Here is a 19305-nt window from a genome sequence, read left to right as displayed (position 1 = left end):
TTATAGCAAGAGGGAAACGCCTGGTTCCATTCCGAACCCAGAAGCTAAGACTCTTCGCGCCGATGGTACTGCACTTTTGTGGGTGTGGGAGAGTAGGTCGTTGCCGGTTTATTTTTGAGAAAGACCCCGTATCGAAAGATGCGGGGTCTTTTGTTGTATCCGCCGAAGTGATGCGGAGGAATCGGCGTGAATACCTCGCGAAGCTGGTGTGCTGCGAGTGTTGCGGGTTGATGGGCTGGGGTTGATCCTGTGTAAGGCCTGAGGCGTGCGGTGCTAGGACATGTGGCGCTACGGAAAACCCACAGGGACATCCTGCACGGGTAGTTTGGTGGCTCAAATGAGGTCTGAATAATAAAGGTGTGTCACAAAAAGAAAGCTGGGAGGTTCCTGAAAGTGAACACTTGGTGAACACACTTTAGCCTCTTGATGGATATAATCGCCCCTCTCCCCCGCACTCTCGTATAAGCCACATAAACCAACTTAAGCATTCCGATAGGTGCACCATTTTTGCCGCGGAATATCGGGAGTATTACCCCTAGGATATGGGCTCAATAGTAAAACCCTCATGAAAACCCGCTCAATACTGTGGGTTTATCTGTTATTTCGTGTTAATTCGGAATACTTTAGATTTCACGAAAACCGACAGATAATTTTCTTGTGACTACAGAACTCATTATTCTCGTGATCGTGGTGCTTACCGCGCTCGCCTTCGACTTTACGAATGGCTTCCACGACACCGGTAACGCGATGGCAACCTCCATTGCGACCGGTGCGCTGAAGCCTAAGACCGCCGTGGCGTTGTCTGCGTCCCTGAACCTCGTTGGCGCGTTCCTCTCTGTTGAGGTGGCGCGTTCGGTCGGTAGCGGCATCGTGAACCTGGATCGTATCGATGTAACAACGGACGGTCCGGCGCTGATGCTTATCGTCTTTACTGGCCTGGTGGGCGGCATCCTTTGGAACGTTTTGACCTGGCTTCTGGGTCTGCCCTCCTCCTCGTCGCACGCTCTGTTTGGCGGCCTGATTGGTTCGGCTATTGTCGCTATCGGCTTTGACGGCGTGCAATGGATGGGCGTTCTGTCCAAGATTATTGTTCCCGCGGTCCTCTCCCCCGTTATTGCGGCTATCGTGGCGGCAACCGGCACCTGGCTGGTTTACCGTATTGCTGCTCCGGTTGCTGACGACCGTAAGCACGGCGGTTTCCGTAAGGGACAGGTTGCAACCGCATCCCTGATGTCTCTGGCACACGGTACCAACGACGCGCAGAAGACCATGGGCGTGATCTTCCTGGCTCTGGTTGCTTCGGGTACCCTGAACAACGATGATGCGATCCCCCTGTGGGTGAAGGCTTCCTGTGCTGTTGCTATTGCACTGGGTACCTACCTGGGCGGTTGGCGCATTATCCGCACCCTCGGTAAGGGCATCGTTGAGGTGGACACCCCGCAGGGTGTTGCAGCTGATGGCGCTTCCGCCGCGATTATTCTGACCTCCTCCCACTTCGGTATGGCACTGTCCACCACTCACGTGGCATCCGGTTCGATTCTGGGTAGTGGCCTGGGTCGTAAGGGTGCCGAGGTTCGCTGGTCTGTTGCTGGCCGCATGGTGGTTGCTTGGCTGATTACCCTGCCGGCTGCCGCAATTGTGGGTGCTCTGACCTGGCTGATTGGTCACGGCCTGAATGCTCTGACCGGCACCCAGTTTGTTGGCGAGATGACCGTGTTCGCTCTGCTGGTGATCTTCTGCTTCCTGATGTGGCGTCATTCCCAGAAGGACAACATTGACGCTTCGAACGTGACTGGCGACTGGGATGAAAAGGAAGGCGCTGCAGTCACCAGCGCTGACGCATCCGCAGATCAGACCCTTGCTACTGAGAAGGCAGGTTCGTAGCCGTGGAATATCTGATGGACATTGTGAACAAGGTTATTCCGGTGCTGATTGCCGGTTTGTTCTTCGGTGCGGGCCTTCCGGCGCTGTATGCGTTCGGTCTGCGTCTGCTGGCTGGTCGTACCGAGTACACTGCGGACGGCAAGCTCGTTGAAATTGAGCCTCCGGGAACGGTGGCGAAGATTGCCGCGTCCTGCATTTTTGCTATTATCGTAGCAATCGTAATCATCGGTATTCTCTGGGTCGCTAAGGACTTTATCGACCACACTTTCGGCTGGAATATCTTCGGCGTAACCGGTGGAGGCCACTAATCCCGTGAACACTAAATTGCATATGATGACTGCTTCGAAGGAGGGGCTCGATGCCTGATAAGAGCATAATCTCTCGAGTAATCGACTGGCTGAGCGTCGGGTATCCCAAGGATGTTCCGGTGCAGGACCGCGCGGCAGTGATGGCTATTTTGAAGATGCGTCTGACCGATGAGCAGCTGCAGGAAGTTGTTCGCCAGCTCATGCAGTCTCGTGCTGCTCGTGGCGAGGCGTACGTGAGTGACCAGCGCATTAACGAGTACATTCGTCGAGTGGTGGATCATACCCCGACCCCGCAGGATATTGACCGCGTCGCTAAGATTCTTGGTGCGCACGGCTTCCTGATTGCGGAGAACCACGTGAATGAGGACGCCGAGCCTACGGCTGGCGGTACCGAGTACGTGACCTACGATGATCCGACGACCGGTGAGATTCGTATCGCTGAGTTGGCTGCCGAGTCGGCTAATATTCCGGCTCCGAATGCTACTACTGCGCAGGACGACTAAATAGCCTGCTGTGAGAGTTGAGAGCTCTCATAAAGCTTGTGACCTATGGGGTGGACTGAAGTCCACCCCATAGGTTTTCTTTATGCCCTTCGAATGCTGCGCCGCGGGTTGTCAGCTCACCCATAGGTGCGGGCGGTATTCTAGAGAGACTCACTCCCTCAAACTAATGGCGGGCTTTGTTCTCGTCCTAAAACTGGAGAATCTGTGTCTTCTTCCCCTACTCCTGAACCCGAGAACTCTCACCTTACGTCCACTCAAGAACCCTCTCAGAGCGTTTCTGAGGCAGCACCCGTCGCCGTTGAGGAATCCTCCGCTAAGAGCTCTTCAACCCGTGTAGATGCCGCTAAAGAGGCTATTGCGGGGCAGGTTCGCCGCCTCGTGGTTCCTCGTCGCTCCCTGCTTCTGACCGGTGGCGTGATTGCTGCCGCCGGGGTGCTTGCCGCGATGCCGCAGATTGCCGCCACCGGTGTTCTGGGTGAGGACGCTGCGGTGGTGGTTTCAAACGAGAAGCTGTTGGCGCGCCGTGAGCGTCTGGTTCGCGAGAATATTGATACCCGCTACCTGAAGATTGAGTCGCTGGGGCGTATCTATGTGGGTCAGGGGCGTACTGAGCAGGATCTGCGTCTGGTGGGTTCTTTCTCCCTCACGGAGGCGGCGCAGGCTGATTTGGCGGCGGCTGCTACGGCGCTGACGAATCTGTCCGTTTACGGCTCTTTGCACCGGCTGAGTGTCACCTATGGCGGCGTGGACTCGGCGAATGACCCGCAGAACGTTGCTAACACCGCTACGGATGCGCCGGTGGGCCCGCTGCGCGTCAATGATTCGGCAACTCTGAAGGAAGAGCAGTGGCTGAAGGTGCTGACCGCTAACGCGGCGCTGGGTACTAATGCGAGCTACGCTCAGGTGAGTCTGCTGGCGGATGAGCTGCGCCTGAACGCCGTTGTGATTGATGAGAACTATGAGTCCCTGCTGAAGCGCTTCCGTGCGCTGGCTGAGCTGGATCTGAAGAACGAGCAGGTGCAGCAGATTCACCTGAATATTCAGTTGGCTCCGGATAAGGCGCTGACCCTGCCCTCGGGTGCGCAGTCGAAGATCTCGGTGAGCGTTGCGGAGTCTTCACGTGTGGCAACGGTGGCTGATGTGCTGTCGAAGGCCGCCACGAGAAAGGAACTAAATACCCTGGCGTCGTTCTCGCTGGTGTGGAACGCCCGTGAAAAGTACCCCTCGGCGAGCCAGTGGGACGCGTTCAAGCTGGGATTCAAGGCGCCGGAATCGAAGGAAGAGTCCGCGAAGGAGGCGCAACGCACCGCGGTTCGTAAGTATCTGCAGGAAGTGAGCGGTCCGCTGCAGGCTCTGACGAAGCGTGAGGCGACGGTGCCGGGTGAGGTTATTTCCTAACCCCTCAGTAATGTGATGGGTCTAACTAAAAAAATGCGCCTGAGGATTTGGTGAAGTCGTAAAAGGTGTTATAGACTAATAAAGCACCGCGGGGGCGTGGCGCAATTGGTAGCGCATCTGCTTTGCAAGCAGAGGGTTAGGGGTTCGAGTCCCCTCGCCTCCACTTTCCGGTGATTATAGCAAGAGGGAAACGCCTGGTTCCATTCCGAACCCAGAAGCTAAGACTCTTCGCGCCGATGGTACTGCACTTTTGTGGGTGTGGGAGAGTAGGTCATCGCCGGTTTATTTTTGAACCGAGAACCCCATGTCGAAAGACATGGGGTTCTTTGTGTATCCGGGAAATATCAAGGGGATACCCGGGGAAGGTTAGCGCTCTAGCTACAGCCACCTCCCCCCTCCAAAACCAAGAAAAACCCAAAACAATAGCCGCCCGCCAGAGCATTACACTCTAGCGGGCGGCTATCTCTCATAAAGCGCTCCCTCACGCCGCCAGCGGCGCCTCAGAAAGCCTTAGAGAAAAAGATACGGGGAACCCCACGCTTATGCGTTCTTCCAGGGATCCTCCACGGGACGAGCTGCGTTGTAAGCTGCTGCGCCTGCAACGCCCAGCGCAACCAGCAGACCCAGGAATGCCAGGCCCTTACGGGGGCGCTTGCCGCCGTTACGCTCGATACGAGCCAGTTCCTTCTCAGCGGCGCGAACGGTCTTCGCGGTAGCCTTACGAGCCTTCTTCAGGGCCTTCTTGTTGCCGGTCAGCTTCTCAGCGAACATCTCAGCGGTCTTGCCTTCCAGTGCGGACTCAACAGCAGCCAGGGAAGAGACAACAGCCTGAGCCTTAGCAGCCTTGCGTGCCTTGCGCTTCTTGCAGCAGAACATGGGGTGACCTCCATCGGTTGAAATGCGCCAGCGACTAGAAAACGCCGCCGCGCGCGTAGTGTTCACCTCTCAGGATATTCAATTCCCGCCCAAAAAGCCCGCTCGACGGTGCGCCCGGGGCGAAAAAACATGTTAGATGGCGAATGAGCGCCGCCCCGTGCCACAATAGAGCCATGACTAATGCAACTGCTAAGGCAACTATCCACACTAACTACGGTGACATCGTCGTCGAGCTCTTCGGCAACCACGCACCGCTGACTGTTGAGAACTTCATCGGCCTCGCTGACGGCTCCCGTCAGTGGAAGCACCCCCGCACCGGTGAAATCATGAACACCCCCCTGTACAAGGACGTCGTGTTCCACCGCATCATCAAGGACTTCATGATTCAGGGTGGCGACCCCCTGGGCATGGGCGTTGGTGGCCCCGGCTACCAGTTCAAGGACGAGATTCACCCCGAGCTCTCCTTCTCCAAGCCCTACCTGCTGGCAATGGCTAACGCAGGCCCCGGCACCAACGGTTCTCAGTTCTTCATCACCACCGTTGAGACCCCTTGGCTGAACGGCCGCCACACCATCTTCGGTGAGGTTACCGACGAGGCATCCAAGAAGGTTGTTGACGCTATTGAGGGCGTTGAGACCGGCTTCCAGGACCGCCCGGTCAAGGACGTTGTCATCTCCTCGATCGACATCGAAAAGCTCTAATAAACCCCATCGGAAGGCTCATACGAGCATTCTGCTGAAGGTGTTGAGAAAACACGTATAGTTCAGGGGCCCGCCAGGATTCTTCCGGTGGGTCCCTGCGCTTATATGCCCGCGCGCGCCATCCCCCGCACACCACCCCGGTTGATCCGGTACACAACCCCTGGAGGTTCAGTGGAGAACTTTCCCAACTACGCAGGCTACGGGCAGACCCCAACCGTCTGCGTCAACCACCCCAACCGCGTTAGCTACGCCCAGTGCAAGCGCTGCAACCGCACCGTCTGCGGCGAATGCCAGGTAGCGCTGGATGTGGGCATGGTCTGCCCCGACTGCTACCGCGACCTCACGGGCGGCAGCTCGAAGGCGCAAGGTTCGAAAGCACAGGGCTCATTCCTGGCGCGCCACTGGCACATTACGTACACGCTCATTCTGATTAACGTCGCGATGTACGGTCTGCAGCAGATCATTCCCAATGAATGGGTGGTTAGGCACGGCAACATCTGGTGGCCCTACGTCCAGCATGGCGAGTACTACCGCATCATCAGCTACGGTTTTCTGCACATGCAGAACGACCCGATGCACCTGGTGTGGAACATGATTAACCTCTTCATCTACGGTGTGTCCCTCGAACGCATGATGGGGCGCTGGAAGTTCCTCCTCGTGTACCTGGGCTCTATCGTCTTCGGCGCCCTCGGCGTGTACGTGCTGGCGTCTGACACCAGCGTGGTGGGTGCCTCCGGTGGTCTATTCGGCCTCATGGGCTCTTTCTTGACCCTGCTAATCATCAGGAAGCAGAAGGACACCGCACGAGTGTTCGTCATGATTACTGCCCCGAACATCATCTATAGCATTCTGACCCCCTCGAATATCTCCCACGCATGCCATGCGGGTGGTTTTGTCGGTGGTGTGCTGTTGACACTGCTGTTTGTCCCGCTTGTGGATAAGCCCGAGCCTCCTCAACAGCAGAGCCCGCAGCAATGGCAAAACGGCAGGTACTAAGCCTGAAAATACGTGAAAAATCTTCGGAAAATCCGGCACGAAAATCTTTGGAGAGGCAGTGGAGAACTTTCCCAACTACATGAATTACGGGCAGAGCCCCACGGTCTGCGTCAACCACCCCGACCGCGTTAGCTACGCCCAGTGTGGGCGCTGCAACCGAACAGTCTGCGGCGAATGCCAGACGGCGCAGGGCGCGGGTGTAGTATGCCCCGACTGCTACCGTGACCTAAATGGATTCGCCTCGAGCCCGACGCGTTCCTTCATCGCCCGGCACTGGCATATTACGTACACGCTCATTCTGATTAACGTCGTGGTGTACGGTCTGCAACAGATCATTCCATTCCGTTGGGTGTACAACCTCGGCGCGATGTCGGGTCCCAGTGTTCACCGCGGTGAGTACTACCGCTTGATCACGCACGGTTTTTTGCACTCGCAGAATGACCCGATGCACCTGGTGTGGAACATGATTTACCTCTTCATCTTCGGTGTATCTCTCGAACGAATGATGGGGCGTTGGAAGTTCCTCTTCGTATATATGGCTGCTACCCTGGGCGCTGGCTTCAGCGTGTATATCTTCGACTACTACAGTCGCACCGTGGGTGCCTCAGGCGGTGTGTATGGCCTCTATGGTGCCTTCTTCGTGATTCTGCTTCTCAGGAGGCAAAAGGACACAGCACGCCTCTTTATGCTACTCATCGGCATTGATGTGGTGCAGAGCCTCTTCCACCCGCATATTTCCCTCGCGGGACACTTTGGCGGTCTTGTCAGTGGCGCGCTCGCGACCCTGCTGATTATTCCGTTCGTGAAGAAGCCCGAGTCATCTGAATCTTCGGAGCCGCCGCAGCAGAGCCCGCGACGGTGGTTCAAGGGTCGCTATTGAGCCTGAAACCCGCGGAAATCCGCCGCAGAAGAGGGTTATCCACAGAGGTTTTCCACACTGTGCATAACTACATTCGTGTAATTCCACGATTGTGAGTACATGTTAAAAACCTGTGGATACAGGCTAAAACAACCGAATTACATAGGGTGAATTACACGGGTGTAAGAGTTTTCCCCAGATTTCTCCACAGATGTGGAAAACCTTAAGTACCAGGATGTGTGTAATTACAAAAAATTTCGGCGCGAAGCGCCGGATAGAACAAAAAGTGCCCGGAAGGATAAACCTTCCGGGCACTTTTGCGTATCGAGCCCCTCACGGGGCGAAGAAGCAGCGGGCGCGAACCTAGTTCGCCTGAGCCTCCGCCTCCTCAACCTCCTCGGGAGTAAGCTCCACGCCGGTGTACAGGCGGAACTGCTCAGCAGCCTGCAGAGCAATCACCTCGCCACCGTGAATAACTTCCTTACCCGCCGCGCGAGCCGCACGAATCAGCGGAGTCTCAACGGGCATCGCCACCACGTCAAAGACCACCTGAGCCTCAGCAATAGCCTCTTCGGGGTAGGACAGCTCCTCGCTCTCCTCACCACCAGCCATACCAATCGGGGTCACGTTCACCAGAATCGGTGCACGCAGGTTACCCACCTCCGGCGCCCAGGCGTACTCGTAACGCTCAGCCAGCGCACGGCCGGTCTCCTCGTTGCGGGCAATAATCATGCCCTGCGAGAAGCCCGCATCAAAGAACGCACCAGCCACCGCAGCCGCCATGCCGCCCGAACCGCGCAGCAGGAACGGCAGAGACGGATCCACATTATGCGAACGCAGCAGGGAAGCCACCGCAATCACATCCGTGTTGTACGCCTTCAAGAAGCCGTCAGTGTTCACAATCGTGTTCACCGCCCCAATAACCGCAGCCGAGTGGTCCATATCGTCCATCAGCGGGATAACAGCCTGCTTAAACGGCATAGACACCGAGCAGCCACGAATACCCAGAGCACGCACGCCGGCGATAGCACCCTCAATATCGGTGGTGGTCATCGCCTTGTACAGGTAATCCAGACTGTGCTTCTCGTACAGGTAATTGTGGAACTTAATACCGTGATTCGACGGGCGACCAGACAAGGAAATGCAGACCGTCGTATCGCGGTTCAGCGCTGGGCGAGCCATCTTAAGCCTCGCCGCCAGAGTTGAGGGTGTTCTCAATCAGCTTCTTCACCTTGTTGCGGCTCACCAAGTCAGCGACCACAAAGTGGGTGTCGCCGGTATCCACAGTGGGGACGGTCGCGTTGCCGTCGTTGAGGGACTTCACGTGCGCCTCAGCCTGCGGATCCTCCCAAATGTTCACCCAGGTAGCGTGGTCGCCCAGCTCGCCCAGCTTAGAATCCAGAGCCTCGCAGTAAGGGCAGCCGGGGCGCCAGTAAATGACGACACCGCCATCCTTCATAACCTCGCGTGCCTTCTGCTGATCAGACTGCTGACGTTCAAACATAGTTCCTCCATAAACAGGGTGCTCCGCGGTCTCCAGGAGGCGCTAAAACCTGCCCGAGGGCGCAGCACAATAAGTTGACATATCAAGCATAGCCTGAGGGTGCAGGGGTGGGGGAGAGGTCCTCATACGGCGAACGCCCGCGGCGCGCTCTCAAAACCCCGCGCATTAACGGCATACGCCCCACACCACGGTTGCCGGACCAATGATGCGGGGCGTATACAGTTCGCGAGAAAGCGCGAGCACTTGTGCTGAGTAAGAGTAAAAGAAGAGTGAAAACAGGCTACCCGGCGGTAGCAGAAGCTGAGCAATATGCCGAGTGAGTCAGTGAGTGAAAGAACCCAGGCGGGGCAGAACGCCCCATATATTCGAGAGAGATGTTGAGTGAAAGCCTGCAATGCAAACCCAGGGGAATGGCGCCCTACCTCATGAGGAGGCGAGGTAGGGCGCCAATCCAAAGGGAGGCAGTCGCCTTACTTGCCGAACTTCTCGGTCAGCTTGGAGACGTTGTCAGTCACGACCTCTTCAACCTTGGCAATGTGCTCGTCGGTGACGACCTCCTTGCCAGCCTTCTCGTTGATGACTTCCTGAGCCTTGTCGAGGCCCTGCTCAACGGTGCCCTTGATATCGAAGCCCACGGGGGCCTCCTTTCTGCGCTTTCGCGCTCTAAAGCCTCACTGCAAGTGAGGGGTGATTCGCCCGTGTGGGCTAAATCGGAGTGTGATGCTTTGGAGGACGAAATCTGAAAGCTGGGTTTGTATGTGACGGTAGAACCCAGTGTAGATGCCATCCATATGCCGGACTATGTGCATCGAAACTTTACAGCTCACGGATTGCGTCCGTCGATAAGTGTACATACCCGCGAAGGCAAGAAAAACCACCCTCGTGAAACGTGGCGAAGCTTTTGATCAACGACCAAAGAATCGTGGCTTATCAGTGCGTTATTTGAGGTGCTGGGCGGAGGATTTTTGCAGAAACTCGCAGGAAACTTCCAGCTATGAATATTGTTCAAACCCCAAAAATGCGCCCGTATGACACCCCGACGCTTTATGACAACCCTAGAGGACGCCCCTAAAAGACCGGAATATCCGTAGGATCCGCACCCGCCGCCCAATCATGAGAGGCTGCAAAACCAGCAACCATCGGCAAAAAACGAGGCGCCGCATAACCGTGCACCGCATAGGTGGTCGCCACCGCATCCGCGGCAGCCTCCAGCTGAGAAGTCGGAATCAGCGCCATCACCGCGCCGCCAAAACCGCCACCCACAATACGAGCACCCAGTGCACCCTGATCCAGGCACACCTGCACCGCATCATCAATCTCCGGGCGAGAAACACACAACTCATCGCGCATCGACACAAACGACTCCGTGAAAATACGGCCCGCCTCCTCAAATGCCGCAAAACCCAGCTCATCAGCATGCTGTAGCAGATAGCTCGCACGACCCACCAGAGTCATATCGTGGAACGCGTGACGCACCCAGCCACGCGGGAACGTGCACGGGCGGCCGGCATCCTCTAGCGCATCGAGGGCGTGATTCACCGAAGAGTCCACCAGGTCGGCACGCCACGCCTTCGCCGCGCGCGCATCCATACCCGCACAGGACAGGTCCTCCGGCAGAGCATCACGCAAAAAACGCAGACCCAGCGCCTCAGCGCACGCCTCAGACGCCGCACGACGCGCCGCAAAACCACCATCCGTCAGCTCATGCGGAGTGTTCGTATCAATCACCAAAAAACTCAGCCCATGCTGAGCAATATCCACCGCAACCGGCTCAATCGAAAAATCACGGAAATCAACCACCAACGCCTGCTCCGGATACGAACGCAATGACGCCGTCTGATCCAGGCCACCCGTCTGCGCGCCAGCCACCTTATTCTCAGCCGTAATACACACCTGCGCCAGACGCGCACGCAACGCATCACTATCAGCCGGGGTAGCATCCACCTCCGGGCACCCCTGACGCACCGGGCACGAAAGCTCCAACAGCGCCAACGCAGTAGAACACTCCAAAGCCGCCGACGAGGACAAACCGCCACCGACCGGAACACGAGAATTAATCAGCAGGTCAGCACCGAACTCATCGGGCAGCATAATATCCCTGCCACCCTCCTGATTCATCGCCCACGCAACACCCGCCACGTAGGTGAACCAACCCTTCAAATGACCCGGCTGAATATCGCGAATCACGACCGTGCGCTCATCTCCGGGCATCTGCAACGACGAAGCACGCAGCACACCATCACGACGCAACGCACCCGCAATATACGTGCGATACGGCAGAGGCATCGGCAGGCACGAGCCACCCAAAAAATCAATGTACTCGCCCAAAAGATTCAGACGCCCAGGCGCCGACCACACACCATCCGGCTCATAACCGTACGCGGTAATAAACTCCTCACGCACACGCGCAATCTCCGCGCTATGGTCCGGAAGAGCCGCCCACTGGGCGGTAGCGGTCATCGACATGGAACACCTCTGATCAAGCCCCGAAAAGGGCACTAGGACGTAAACGACACCCCACCCGCACCCGACACCCAACGGGCATCAGCGCAAGCATGTGTCCCCTCTAGACTAAAGCAGAGCACCAACGAACATCGACTCAGTCGCCAATCCGCACCAGTTTCGATCCGCACAAATTTCAGTGCACGGCAGGGGAGAGTGGCAGTCAACGCACGCAAAAGCCCCGCACCCCCACACAGGGGGCACGGGGCGCCATACATAACTAATAAACCAAAAGAAGGTGATTACGCATCCTGCGTATAGGGCTCCTGCACCACCATCATCGAATCAATCGCAGAGAGTAGATCCTGGCGGTAGCGGTTAAACGCATTCTCAATCAGAGGAACATCGCCACTCGCCACAGCCTCCTGCGGAGAAATCAGCGGCAGAGTCTGATACTCCTCCACCAGGCTCAACGCAATATGAGTCAACAAACGAGCACGACGCAGCGCCTCCGCATGACCCAAACCAAGTGCCTGGAACTCATGAGCCATCGCCACCACCGGCTTCAACTCACGCGGGTGCAGCGTCAAACTCAAACGCACCACCTCAGGGCACTCACGAATCGGGTAGAGCAAGGAAAACAGCGTATCGCCGCGGCGAATCATCGAAGCGCGAATAGCCTTCGGATTCGGCTCGGCCTCCTCAGACATCGACTTCGGGGCACGAGCCAGAATGTAATCCGCCAACAGAATCAGAAGCTGCTGCTTATTCTTCACGTGGTAGTACAGGGCGCCGGGAGCCACGTGAAGCTCCTGAGCGAGTCGGCGCATGGAAAGGTCCGCCAAACCGTAGGTCGCCAAGACCTCGTAGGCGGTATCTAGAATCTTTTCACGGGAAAGTACCACCCTTTCATTTTAGGGTGTTCAAATCTGTATCGTGAGCAAGATGCACCCCGCGGCAAACAAAAACCCCACAAATACGCGGCACAAACCCAAAAACCAATGTTGATTCTCACGCGCCCGGAGCGAACGTTTCGCGTTTCATCAGCGCTTCTACCACCAAAAACACCCCAAAACACGTAGAAGCAGGGTGCCGCCCACGCTCTCGGCATAAATTCACGTCTTAAACCGCCCAAAACCGCCAAGACATGCAAACCTCGCGGGCGCACACCCCAAAATCAGGTGTTTAATATTCGGTATGAGCAATGCATTTTCTGAACTAATCGAGCGCGCCACCGCAGGCGAAGGCCTCAACCGCGAAGAAATCCACACCCTCCTCGTGGACGGTGAAGGCCAGGACTTCGCTCTCATTGAGGCAGCCTCCGTCGTGCGCCGCAACGAATTCCGCAACATGATTGCAATCCACACCGAAGATGAAGCACTCGCCGATGCACTCGGCACCCGCTCCATCGCCGTAGACTCCTATGAGGTGCTGGACATCTCCCGCGACATCGACTCTGAAGAGCTCGCGGCAACCATCGAACGTATTGCTGAATCCTCCGCCATCGGCGTGACCGTACTGCTGCCCGAAAACGCAGTACCCATGATGCTGATGCGCGTGCTGTCCATCCTGCGCCTGGCGGCACCCGCCAAGGTCATTCACCTGCCCGAAGGCTACGAGCAGTCCCTGCGCTCGCTGACCTCCCTCGCAATGCACGTGGTCAGCGCCATCACCATCACCGACGACATTGAGCAGTGGCCCATGGTCAACGAGGTGCTCAAGGCACTGCGCCACGGTGGTATCGTCATCTCCGGTACCGGTGGACGCGACGCCCTCGCAGGCTACCTGCGTTACCTCTCCGACCTTGGCGTGGACCTCATGGGTCACCGCGACGCACGCGGCTCCGCCTGCGGCTCGGTTGACGGCGGCGGTTGCGGTTGCGGTTCGGGTGGCTGCGGTAGCCACGAGGAGCCGGCACCTTCCGCTGGTGGTTGTGGCTGCGGCTCGGGCGGATGCGGTTCCTCCGCTGAAGCTCCCGCTGAGCCTCACGGTCACTCTCACGGCGGCGGTGGCTGCTGCGGTGGCCACGAGGAGCCGAAGGAAGAAAAGGGTGGCTGCTGCGGCGGTCACGACGAGCCTGAGCCGGTAGTGGAGGAAGCTCCCGCCGGTGGTTGCGGCTGCGGTGCTGGTGGTTGCGGCTCGAAGTAACCCACCAGGGGCTCTTACCCCAAGCCTTATATTCCAAATATAGAATTTTCCCTTGGATAACCTGCTGAAAAGCCAGGATATCCAAGGGAAAACTCTATATTCCACCTAAGGCATTAGGCTTAGAGGTAAACAAAACCATAATAAATACCCTTCACACCCCCATATCCAAATAACGGCATGAAGTACTCCGGTAGAGTAGAAAGACGTAGCCGACTAATCCTAGCCGCGCGAAAGGAGCAACACCGGACCAATGCTTTACCTCTCCGTTATCGTGATCATCCTGCTCACGACCGTATTCATGGTCAGCGTCGGTGATCGACTCAACCTGCCCTGGCCGGTCATGATGACCCTGCTCGGCGCAGCCGCGCTCTTCATCCCCAACCGACCGGACCTCACCATCGACAGCGACATCATCCTGCCGATCTTCCTTCCGCCACTGCTGTGGGCCATCGGCGTTAAATTCTCCTGGGGTACTCTGCGTCGCCGCTGGAAGTCCGTACTGCTCTACTCGGTCCTGCTCACCACCGTCTCTGCCCTGGCGATTGCCGGCGCAGCCATGTGGTGGGTCCCCGGCATGACCATCGCCGTCGCCCTCGCCGTGGGTGCCGCCGTCTCCCCGCCCGACCCCGTCGCCGTGGAGGCAGTCGCTGAGCCCGTCGGCATTCCCCGCCGCCTCATCGGCACCCTGCAGACCGAAGGTAGCTTCAACGACGCTATCGCAATCGTGCTCTTCCATGCCGCAATCCACTCCATGACCAGTGGCCACCATATTGAGCCGCTCTCCGTTGCTAAGGACTTCGTGCTCGGTTCGATTCTCGCGGTCATTATTGGTTACATCTTCGGCTGGCTCGGCGGCTATGTTCGCCAGCGCGCCCACGACGTGGTCACCAGCAACGCCGTGACCCTCGTGATCCCCTTCGGTGCCTACCTCGCTGCTGAAAGCGTGCACGCCTCCGGCGTTATTGCCGTGGTTATCGGCGCTATCCAGTTCACCAGCACCAAGTACATGGCGGCGCTCGAAGCGGAAGAACGCCTCTCCTCCACCTCCTTCTGGCAGATCATTGAACTGCTCATGACCGGCGTCGCCTTCGGCCTCATCGGTCTGCAGGCAAGTAGCATCATTGCCACCGCCGACCCCTCCCGTATTGCCAGCCTCTTCGGCAACGGCGCAATGGTCGCAGCGGTCGCCATCCTGGTGCGCCTCATCTGGTTCACCATCGTCTGGCTCGCAGGACGCAAGAACCCCATCCACGAGGGTGCCCCCGAAAGCTTCGCCGAAGTTATCGTCATGACCTGGTCCGGCATGCGAGGCCTCGTGACCCTGATTCTTGCCCTGTCCATCCCCGTGGTCAACGGCACCGAACAGGTCCGCCAGGACGCCATTGTCATGATGCTCTCCGTACTCTTCTTCACCCTCGTGCTGCCCGGTCTCACCCTGCCCATGCTTGTGAAGGTCCTTGGTGTGCGTGCCAACCATGAAGAAGAAACCGCCGTACCTGAACTACTCCAGATCGCACAGATTGCAGCTCTGGAGGCGCTGCAGGCCGAGGCGAAGGCAACCACCGACCCCGAGACCTACGCTCGCGTGAAGGAAATGTGCGCCGCCATCACCCGCCGCGACGAAATCAGCGAGGCGCTGCCCGAAGAATACAAGCAGCACATGGAGAAGATTAAGGACAAGAGGAACGACTTCGTGCGCCTGCGCGACGCCGCCCTCGCCGCCGCACAGAACGAAGTCATTGCCGCCCAGGACCGCTACGACTCCCACGACGTGACCCGCGTGGTGCGTAAGCTGGACATCCTGGCGCAGGCAGAAAGCATCCGTTCCTCCGGCATGTTCATTCTGCCCGCCATGACCGCCGGCGCGGTCGCCCTGGAACGCTACAACCTCTGGAAGAAGCACCAGGGAGCCGCAAGCACCCGCGCAATCCCCATGGTGGAAAACGCGCCCGCATCGCCCCTGGTTACCAACGAGGTAACCCCTAACTCCTAACGGGTGCCTCCGGGTACGAACGCTACGTTTCTGCCCCTGCCTACGCCACCGAGTAAAGCCCACTGGTCTTTAGCTCACAGGCGATAGACAGGGGCAGAAGCAGATTAAGCCTCAACTATCACCTAAAATGAGAACCGAACGTTAGCTCTCTCAAACTCACGAACACATTGAAAGTAGACATGGATTTCAAGACTCTTTCGCCTGCGTACCTGACCTCCCTCGGCGTGATTTTTTGCGGCGCGCTCTTGATTGGAACCTCCAACCCCTGGCTCCTGTGGCTCGGCTGGATCCTTCTGATTCTTGCGCTGGGTCTGAACGTCCTTGCCTTCGTGCTGTCCGTGGGTAAGGCGAAGGGCAACCCGACCCCCGCGCTGGTCACCAACCTGGACGGTTTTGAGTCCTCCGTGGAGAACCGTATCCGCGAGCGCGCAGAGCACCGCCGTGAAGAGCGTGAAGCTGCTGAGCATGAGGTGGCTGAGCACGATGCCGCACAGGCTGAGTACGATGAACAGCCCGCGCAGGAAGCCGCACCCGCTGAAACCTCCGAAGCTGTTGAGGTTCGCGAGGAAGAGCCCACCGAATCTCAGCCGATTGTTGCCCCCGCCCCCGGTCGCATGAGCGTTCTGCCCTCGCGCCCCCGTTCGGGTCGCACCCCCAAGCCCCGCTCCAACGCACGCTAAGGCAGGTCGGTCGTGAATACGAAGTTTTTGCTTTCCCCGGCGTACCTGGTTTCTGTTGCCCTGATGCTTTCCGGAGCGGTGCTTTCCGGTGGTCGGTTCATGCTGATCGGCTGGATTCTGTGCATTGTGGGTGTCTGCCTGAATGCCATGACCCTGGTGGTGCTGACGAACCGCGAGCAGCTGTACAGCCTTGACGCGAAGGCTGCCCGAGGCACCCGCCGCGGCTTTGATGACCGCCCCGCTGTAGTGCAGCGATTGGACGACGCCCCGGTCACTGACGACGCCCCGGTCACTGACGAAGCAGTCGAAGAACCTGCGGAGTCTGTCGAGGAATCCGCAGAAGAGCCCGCTGAAGCACCCGCGCAGAAGACCAACTAGGGTGTAACCCCCTAAGACGTAAAGACCGTAACCGCCCCCGCATGGGGGAGTGGTTACGGTCTTTTGTACTGTGCCTAAAGGTTGTAGTGCGCCTAAACATTCAGCTCAATCAACGCTCGTCGAATACTTTTTGGGAGGGGCGAGCGAGCGCAGCGGGGTCTTTAGCGCTGAGTGCCCAGCTTCTGCGCCGCGAAATCCGCGTACTCCTGCACATGCGCGCGAGCCTGCTTGGTCAGCGCCTTATTCTCATCCAGGATGCGCGTCGACTGCGCCGCCATCAGCTCCAGGTACTGGCGGTTGCGGGTCTTTTTCCACGCGGTGCGTGCCGCCTCCAGCTCCGCAAAATCGTTGAGCGCCTGACGCTGCATCGTGTAGCGAACCCACATGAGCACCAGAATCAGCACCAGCGGGATGAGACACGCCCAGCTCTGCCACAGCCCGTACAGCGCCGCCGCAATGGCGCCCAAAACAATCAGCACCGGGGAAATCGAGACGATGGGGGAGTCCGGGCGGTTCTTCTGGTTCTTCACGAGTGATTCACGCGCCATAGCGCGGAAGGTGTCAGAGAAGCTGGACGGGTCGTAAGACTGGGCAGGCTCCGGTTGCTGGCTCTTCTGGGACTGGCTCTTGGGAAACTGATCCTTGCCGGGCTGGTTCTTACGGGGCTGAGAAGCGGAAGGGCACATAGAAACCTCACGGGGGTACACGGGGAGTAACGGGAAAGCGGTGTTTCACGTGAAACGGGGGAGCGGATGTGACGGGGAGGGGGAGCTGCGCAAGAGAAAGCGGCTAGACGGGTTCAGCGCTCGCCTAGCCACCGCCTTCGAATCAGCTACAGGGAAGCCTCAATGAACTCGTACGCCTTATCCACACAATCGGTGGTGACGGCCTTGACCTCATCGGGGGAGTAGCTGAAAGACGCCGAACGGTCGGCGTAGCGGTGCATGTCGATATCGTTCCACGAGTCGCCAATCGTGTGCACCTCATAGGAGGTGCCCGGATGCTCCGACTGCAGGTACTCCACCAGGTGCTGCAGGCCGGTGCCCTTGGTGCAGGCGGGCGGCACAATATCTAGGAAGTCCTGGTTCTTGTGGCAGTCCACCGAATCACCAAAACGCTCCAGAATCCAGGTGTACGCCGCCTCGCGAACCTGAGCATCCGGAATCCACAGGGGCACACCCACGTACTCGTGGTTCTGCAGGTCGTCAGCCGGCAGGGGAGTGAACTCCGGCAGGATATTCGTCGAGGAGCCCACCCGGTCGCAGAGGCTGTAATCGTTATCCAGAGTCGTCGCGAACAGAGCCACGCCGTCCACGGTGCTGAAATGCTCGTAGCACGCCTGCACAACACTCACCGGAAGAGGCTGATGGTAAATCACCCGGTACTGCCGGTCAGTAATCACCGCACCCGTGTACAGCACGTGGTAATCAAAACGGATGGCGGTCGGGTTCAACGCCAGTTGCGTGGCAAAAATGCTCTTGCCCGTGCACGAGACCGCCAGGTTACCCTCCGCCTGCCAGCGGGCAATCGCCTGCTCAGTGGCAGGCTCCACGGCACGGTTAAACAGGATCGTGCCGTCAAGATCGAAAGCCATCAATTTGGTCATAGAAACTCCTTCGCGGGAGGGCTGCATTGCCGCGAATTGTGCGCCGCAACCCATAAAAAACGGGGGTGCCGCCGGTACTTTTAAGTGTACCGACCGCACCCCCACCACTTGAGATATAGCCCCTGAATCTCACGCCTTCACTGAAGGGTGAAAGGGCTCATTCCTCATATTTTTAGAGAGCCAGGAATCCCAGGTAGGAACCGAGGATGCCCACGCCAAAGAGGGCGAAAATCAACCAGATGGCGTTAATCTTCTTCTTCAGAAGCCACATGCACAGGAAGCACAGACCCAGCGAGGCCAGGCCCGGCAGCAGATCGTTCAGCACGGACTGGACGGTCACATTTACCGTCTCGCCCGCCTGGTTTGTGTAGCTAGTCAGTGGCAACGGAATGTTCACGCTCGTCCAGCGGTACACCAGAGCACCCATCACGAACAGGCCCATCACGGAGGCGCCCTGAGTAATCTTCTGCAGGGTGTTGCCGCCCGCCTCGGTCACAATCTGGGTGCCCTTCTCGTAGCCGTACTTGAAGCCGTACCAGCGGGTTGCCCAACGAATTGCGGTCATGCCGAAGAAGAACAGCAGCGGGCCCAGAATATTGCCGGTCACCGCCAGGGATGCGCCCAGAGCCGCCAGCACGATACGTGCGGTACCCCAGAAAATCGGGTCGCCCACGCCGGCCAGTGGGCCCATCAGGCCCACCTTAACGTTGGTGATGGCGGCTTCGTCAATGTCCTTACCGGCTGCCTTCTCACGCTCCATCGCAGCGGTCACGCCCATAATCGAGGATGCAACCCACGGCTGGGTGTTGAAGAACTCCAGGTGGCGGGTCAGCGCCTCCGCCTGGTCTTCTTTCTTGGTGTAGAAGCGCTTAATCGCCGGAATCATAGAAACCGCGAAACCGATGGACTGCATACGCTCAAAGTTGAACGAACCAAGCAGGAAAGTGGAACGGAAGTAGGTTTCGACCTTATCGCGCTGGGTGAGCTCGGGAACTTCAACGAGCTCGACGTTCTTGTTCTCAGTCATGA

Annotated in this window: 20 protein-coding genes, 1 tRNA gene and 2 rRNA genes; 14 read left to right on the top strand and 9 right to left on the bottom strand. The window is 58.1% G+C overall.

The annotated features are described in order from the left end of the window. The 7 genes from rrf (QZ540_RS01935) to rrf (QZ540_RS01905) form a co-directional block, all read left to right on the top strand. A 5S ribosomal RNA gene (gene rrf, locus QZ540_RS01935) occupies positions 1 to 109 on the top strand; the annotation flags it as partial. 548 nt (positions 110 to 657) lie between these two features. Continuing rightward, positions 658 to 1884, top strand: coding sequence for an inorganic phosphate transporter (locus tag QZ540_RS01930; protein WP_294627311.1), 1227 nt, complete (start codon positions 658 to 660; stop codon positions 1882 to 1884). 14 nt (positions 1885 to 1898) lie between these two features. After that, entirely contained in the window at positions 1899 to 2192 is a 294-nt protein-coding gene (locus QZ540_RS01925) for a hypothetical protein (RefSeq protein WP_070737430.1), read from the top strand. Between the two features lie 50 nt (positions 2193 to 2242). Then, complete coding sequence (locus tag QZ540_RS01920; RefSeq protein ID WP_060824122.1) at positions 2243 to 2695, top strand: DUF3349 domain-containing protein; 453 nt, start codon at positions 2243 to 2245, stop codon at positions 2693 to 2695. Between the two features lie 204 nt (positions 2696 to 2899). Beyond that, the gene (locus QZ540_RS01915; RefSeq protein WP_294627308.1) at positions 2900 to 4093 is read left to right on the top strand and encodes an acetamidase; all 1194 of its coding nucleotides are present in this window, start codon (positions 2900 to 2902) and stop codon (positions 4091 to 4093) included. A 90-nt stretch (positions 4094 to 4183) separates the two neighbouring features. Next, a tRNA-Ala gene (locus QZ540_RS01910) sits at positions 4184 to 4256 on the top strand. Between the two features lie 3 nt (positions 4257 to 4259). Then, positions 4260 to 4376: ribosomal RNA gene (rrf, locus tag QZ540_RS01905) — 5S ribosomal RNA — on the top strand. 257 nt (positions 4377 to 4633) lie between these two features. Here rrf (QZ540_RS01905) and QZ540_RS01900 read toward each other — a convergent pair. Further along, a complete protein-coding gene (locus QZ540_RS01900; RefSeq protein WP_049345994.1) occupies positions 4634 to 4969 on the bottom strand; it encodes a hypothetical protein in 336 nt (111 codons plus the stop codon). 173 nt (positions 4970 to 5142) lie between these two features. On the opposite strand from QZ540_RS01900, the gene QZ540_RS01895 reads away from it, so the two are divergent. From QZ540_RS01895 to QZ540_RS01885, 3 genes are all read left to right on the top strand, one after another. After that, on the top strand, positions 5143 to 5670 hold the full coding sequence (locus tag QZ540_RS01895) for a peptidylprolyl isomerase (RefSeq protein WP_005508008.1): 528 nt from the start codon (positions 5143 to 5145) through the stop codon (positions 5668 to 5670). 171 nt (positions 5671 to 5841) lie between these two features. After that, positions 5842 to 6666 (top strand): rhomboid family intramembrane serine protease, encoded by an 825-nt coding sequence (locus QZ540_RS01890; protein ID WP_049338659.1) that lies wholly within the window; start codon positions 5842 to 5844, stop codon positions 6664 to 6666. Between the two features lie 58 nt (positions 6667 to 6724). Further along, positions 6725 to 7546 carry a rhomboid family intramembrane serine protease gene (locus QZ540_RS01885; RefSeq protein ID WP_049326841.1) on the top strand — a complete coding sequence of 274 codons (822 nt, stop codon included), beginning with the start codon at positions 6725 to 6727 and terminating at the stop codon, positions 7544 to 7546. Positions 7547 to 7888: 342 nt separating this feature from the next. On the opposite strand, the gene QZ540_RS01880 is transcribed toward QZ540_RS01885, so the two are convergent. The 5 genes from QZ540_RS01880 to QZ540_RS01860 all read right to left on the bottom strand — a co-directional run bounded on the left by QZ540_RS01880 (position 7889) and on the right by QZ540_RS01860 (position 12376). After that, positions 7889 to 8707, bottom strand: coding sequence for a shikimate 5-dehydrogenase (locus QZ540_RS01880; RefSeq protein WP_294627305.1), 819 nt, complete (start codon positions 8705 to 8707; stop codon positions 7889 to 7891). 1 nt (position 8708) lies between these two features. Then, positions 8709 to 9029, bottom strand: a complete 321-nt coding sequence (locus tag QZ540_RS01875) for a glutaredoxin domain-containing protein (RefSeq protein WP_049326839.1) — start codon at positions 9027 to 9029, stop codon at positions 8709 to 8711. 470 nt (positions 9030 to 9499) lie between these two features. Beyond that, entirely contained in the window at positions 9500 to 9664 is a 165-nt protein-coding gene (locus QZ540_RS01870) for a ribosome recycling factor (RefSeq protein ID WP_294627303.1), read from the bottom strand. A gap of 433 nt (positions 9665 to 10097) precedes the next feature. Next, on the bottom strand, positions 10098 to 11495 hold the full coding sequence (locus QZ540_RS01865) for a galactokinase family protein (RefSeq protein ID WP_294627301.1): 1398 nt from the start codon (positions 11493 to 11495) through the stop codon (positions 10098 to 10100). Between the two features lie 278 nt (positions 11496 to 11773). Then, a complete protein-coding gene (locus tag QZ540_RS01860) occupies positions 11774 to 12376 on the bottom strand; it encodes a TetR/AcrR family transcriptional regulator (RefSeq protein WP_294627299.1) in 603 nt (200 codons plus the stop codon). Positions 12377 to 12668: 292 nt separating this feature from the next. Between QZ540_RS01860 and QZ540_RS01855 the strand changes: the two genes are divergently transcribed. From QZ540_RS01855 to QZ540_RS01840, 4 genes are all read left to right on the top strand, one after another. Continuing rightward, the gene (locus QZ540_RS01855) at positions 12669 to 13619 is read left to right on the top strand and encodes a biotin synthase (RefSeq protein ID WP_294627297.1); all 951 of its coding nucleotides are present in this window, start codon (positions 12669 to 12671) and stop codon (positions 13617 to 13619) included. Positions 13620 to 13869: 250 nt separating this feature from the next. Continuing rightward, positions 13870 to 15612: a sodium:proton antiporter gene (locus QZ540_RS01850; protein ID WP_294627296.1), complete on the top strand. Its 1743-nt coding sequence runs from the start codon at positions 13870 to 13872 to the stop codon at positions 15610 to 15612. Between the two features lie 179 nt (positions 15613 to 15791). After that, on the top strand, positions 15792 to 16292 hold the full coding sequence (locus QZ540_RS01845) for a hypothetical protein (protein WP_294627294.1): 501 nt from the start codon (positions 15792 to 15794) through the stop codon (positions 16290 to 16292). A gap of 12 nt (positions 16293 to 16304) precedes the next feature. Next, positions 16305 to 16670, top strand: coding sequence for an ATPase (locus QZ540_RS01840; protein WP_294627292.1), 366 nt, complete (start codon positions 16305 to 16307; stop codon positions 16668 to 16670). Between the two features lie 161 nt (positions 16671 to 16831). Here the strand turns inward: QZ540_RS01840 and QZ540_RS01835 are convergent, their stop codons facing one another. The 3 genes from QZ540_RS01835 to QZ540_RS01825 form a co-directional block, all read right to left on the bottom strand. Next, positions 16832 to 17356, bottom strand: a complete 525-nt coding sequence (locus QZ540_RS01835) for a hypothetical protein (protein ID WP_172855766.1) — start codon at positions 17354 to 17356, stop codon at positions 16832 to 16834. Positions 17357 to 17502: 146 nt separating this feature from the next. After that, positions 17503 to 18276, bottom strand: coding sequence for an HAD family hydrolase (locus QZ540_RS01830; protein ID WP_049340065.1), 774 nt, complete (start codon positions 18274 to 18276; stop codon positions 17503 to 17505). Positions 18277 to 18448: 172 nt separating this feature from the next. Beyond that, the gene (locus QZ540_RS01825) at positions 18449 to 19303 is read right to left on the bottom strand and encodes a PTS system mannose/fructose/sorbose family transporter subunit IID (protein ID WP_049352264.1); all 855 of its coding nucleotides are present in this window, start codon (positions 19301 to 19303) and stop codon (positions 18449 to 18451) included. Positions 19304 to 19305 lie beyond the last annotated feature (2 nt).

The organism is uncultured Rothia sp., from assembly GCF_916049665.1.
Classification (GTDB): Bacteria; Actinomycetota; Actinomycetes; order Actinomycetales; family Micrococcaceae; genus Rothia.
This window is presented reverse-complemented; position numbering and strand designations above follow the sequence as displayed.

Excerpts from the sequence above, each read along its gene's own strand:
- QZ540_RS01925 (WP_070737430.1), top strand. The coding sequence starts at position 1,899 with ATGGACATTGTGAACAAGGTTATTCCGGTGCTGATTGCCGGTTTGTTC.
- QZ540_RS01920 (WP_060824122.1), top strand. The coding sequence starts at position 2,243 with ATGCCTGATAAGAGCATAATCTCTCGAGTAATCGACTGGCTGAGCGTC.
- QZ540_RS01900 (WP_049345994.1), bottom strand. The coding sequence starts at position 4,969 with ATGTTCTGCTGCAAGAAGCGCAAGGCACGCAAGGCTGCTAAGGCTCAG.
- QZ540_RS01895 (WP_005508008.1), top strand. The coding sequence starts at position 5,143 with ATGACTAATGCAACTGCTAAGGCAACTATCCACACTAACTACGGTGAC.
- QZ540_RS01880 (WP_294627305.1), bottom strand. The coding sequence starts at position 8,707 with ATGGCTCGCCCAGCGCTGAACCGCGATACGACGGTCTGCATTTCCTTG.
- QZ540_RS01875 (WP_049326839.1), bottom strand. The coding sequence starts at position 9,029 with ATGTTTGAACGTCAGCAGTCTGATCAGCAGAAGGCACGCGAGGTTATG.
- QZ540_RS01865 (WP_294627301.1), bottom strand. The coding sequence starts at position 11,495 with ATGTCGATGACCGCTACCGCCCAGTGGGCGGCTCTTCCGGACCATAGC.
- QZ540_RS01855 (WP_294627297.1), top strand. The coding sequence starts at position 12,669 with ATGAGCAATGCATTTTCTGAACTAATCGAGCGCGCCACCGCAGGCGAA.
- QZ540_RS01850 (WP_294627296.1), top strand. The coding sequence starts at position 13,870 with ATGCTTTACCTCTCCGTTATCGTGATCATCCTGCTCACGACCGTATTC.
- QZ540_RS01845 (WP_294627294.1), top strand. The coding sequence starts at position 15,792 with ATGGATTTCAAGACTCTTTCGCCTGCGTACCTGACCTCCCTCGGCGTG.
- QZ540_RS01835 (WP_172855766.1), bottom strand. The coding sequence starts at position 17,356 with ATGTGCCCTTCCGCTTCTCAGCCCCGTAAGAACCAGCCCGGCAAGGAT.
- QZ540_RS01830 (WP_049340065.1), bottom strand. The coding sequence starts at position 18,276 with ATGACCAAATTGATGGCTTTCGATCTTGACGGCACGATCCTGTTTAAC.
- QZ540_RS01825 (WP_049352264.1), bottom strand. The coding sequence starts at position 19,303 with ATGACTGAGAACAAGAACGTCGAGCTCGTTGAAGTTCCCGAGCTCACC.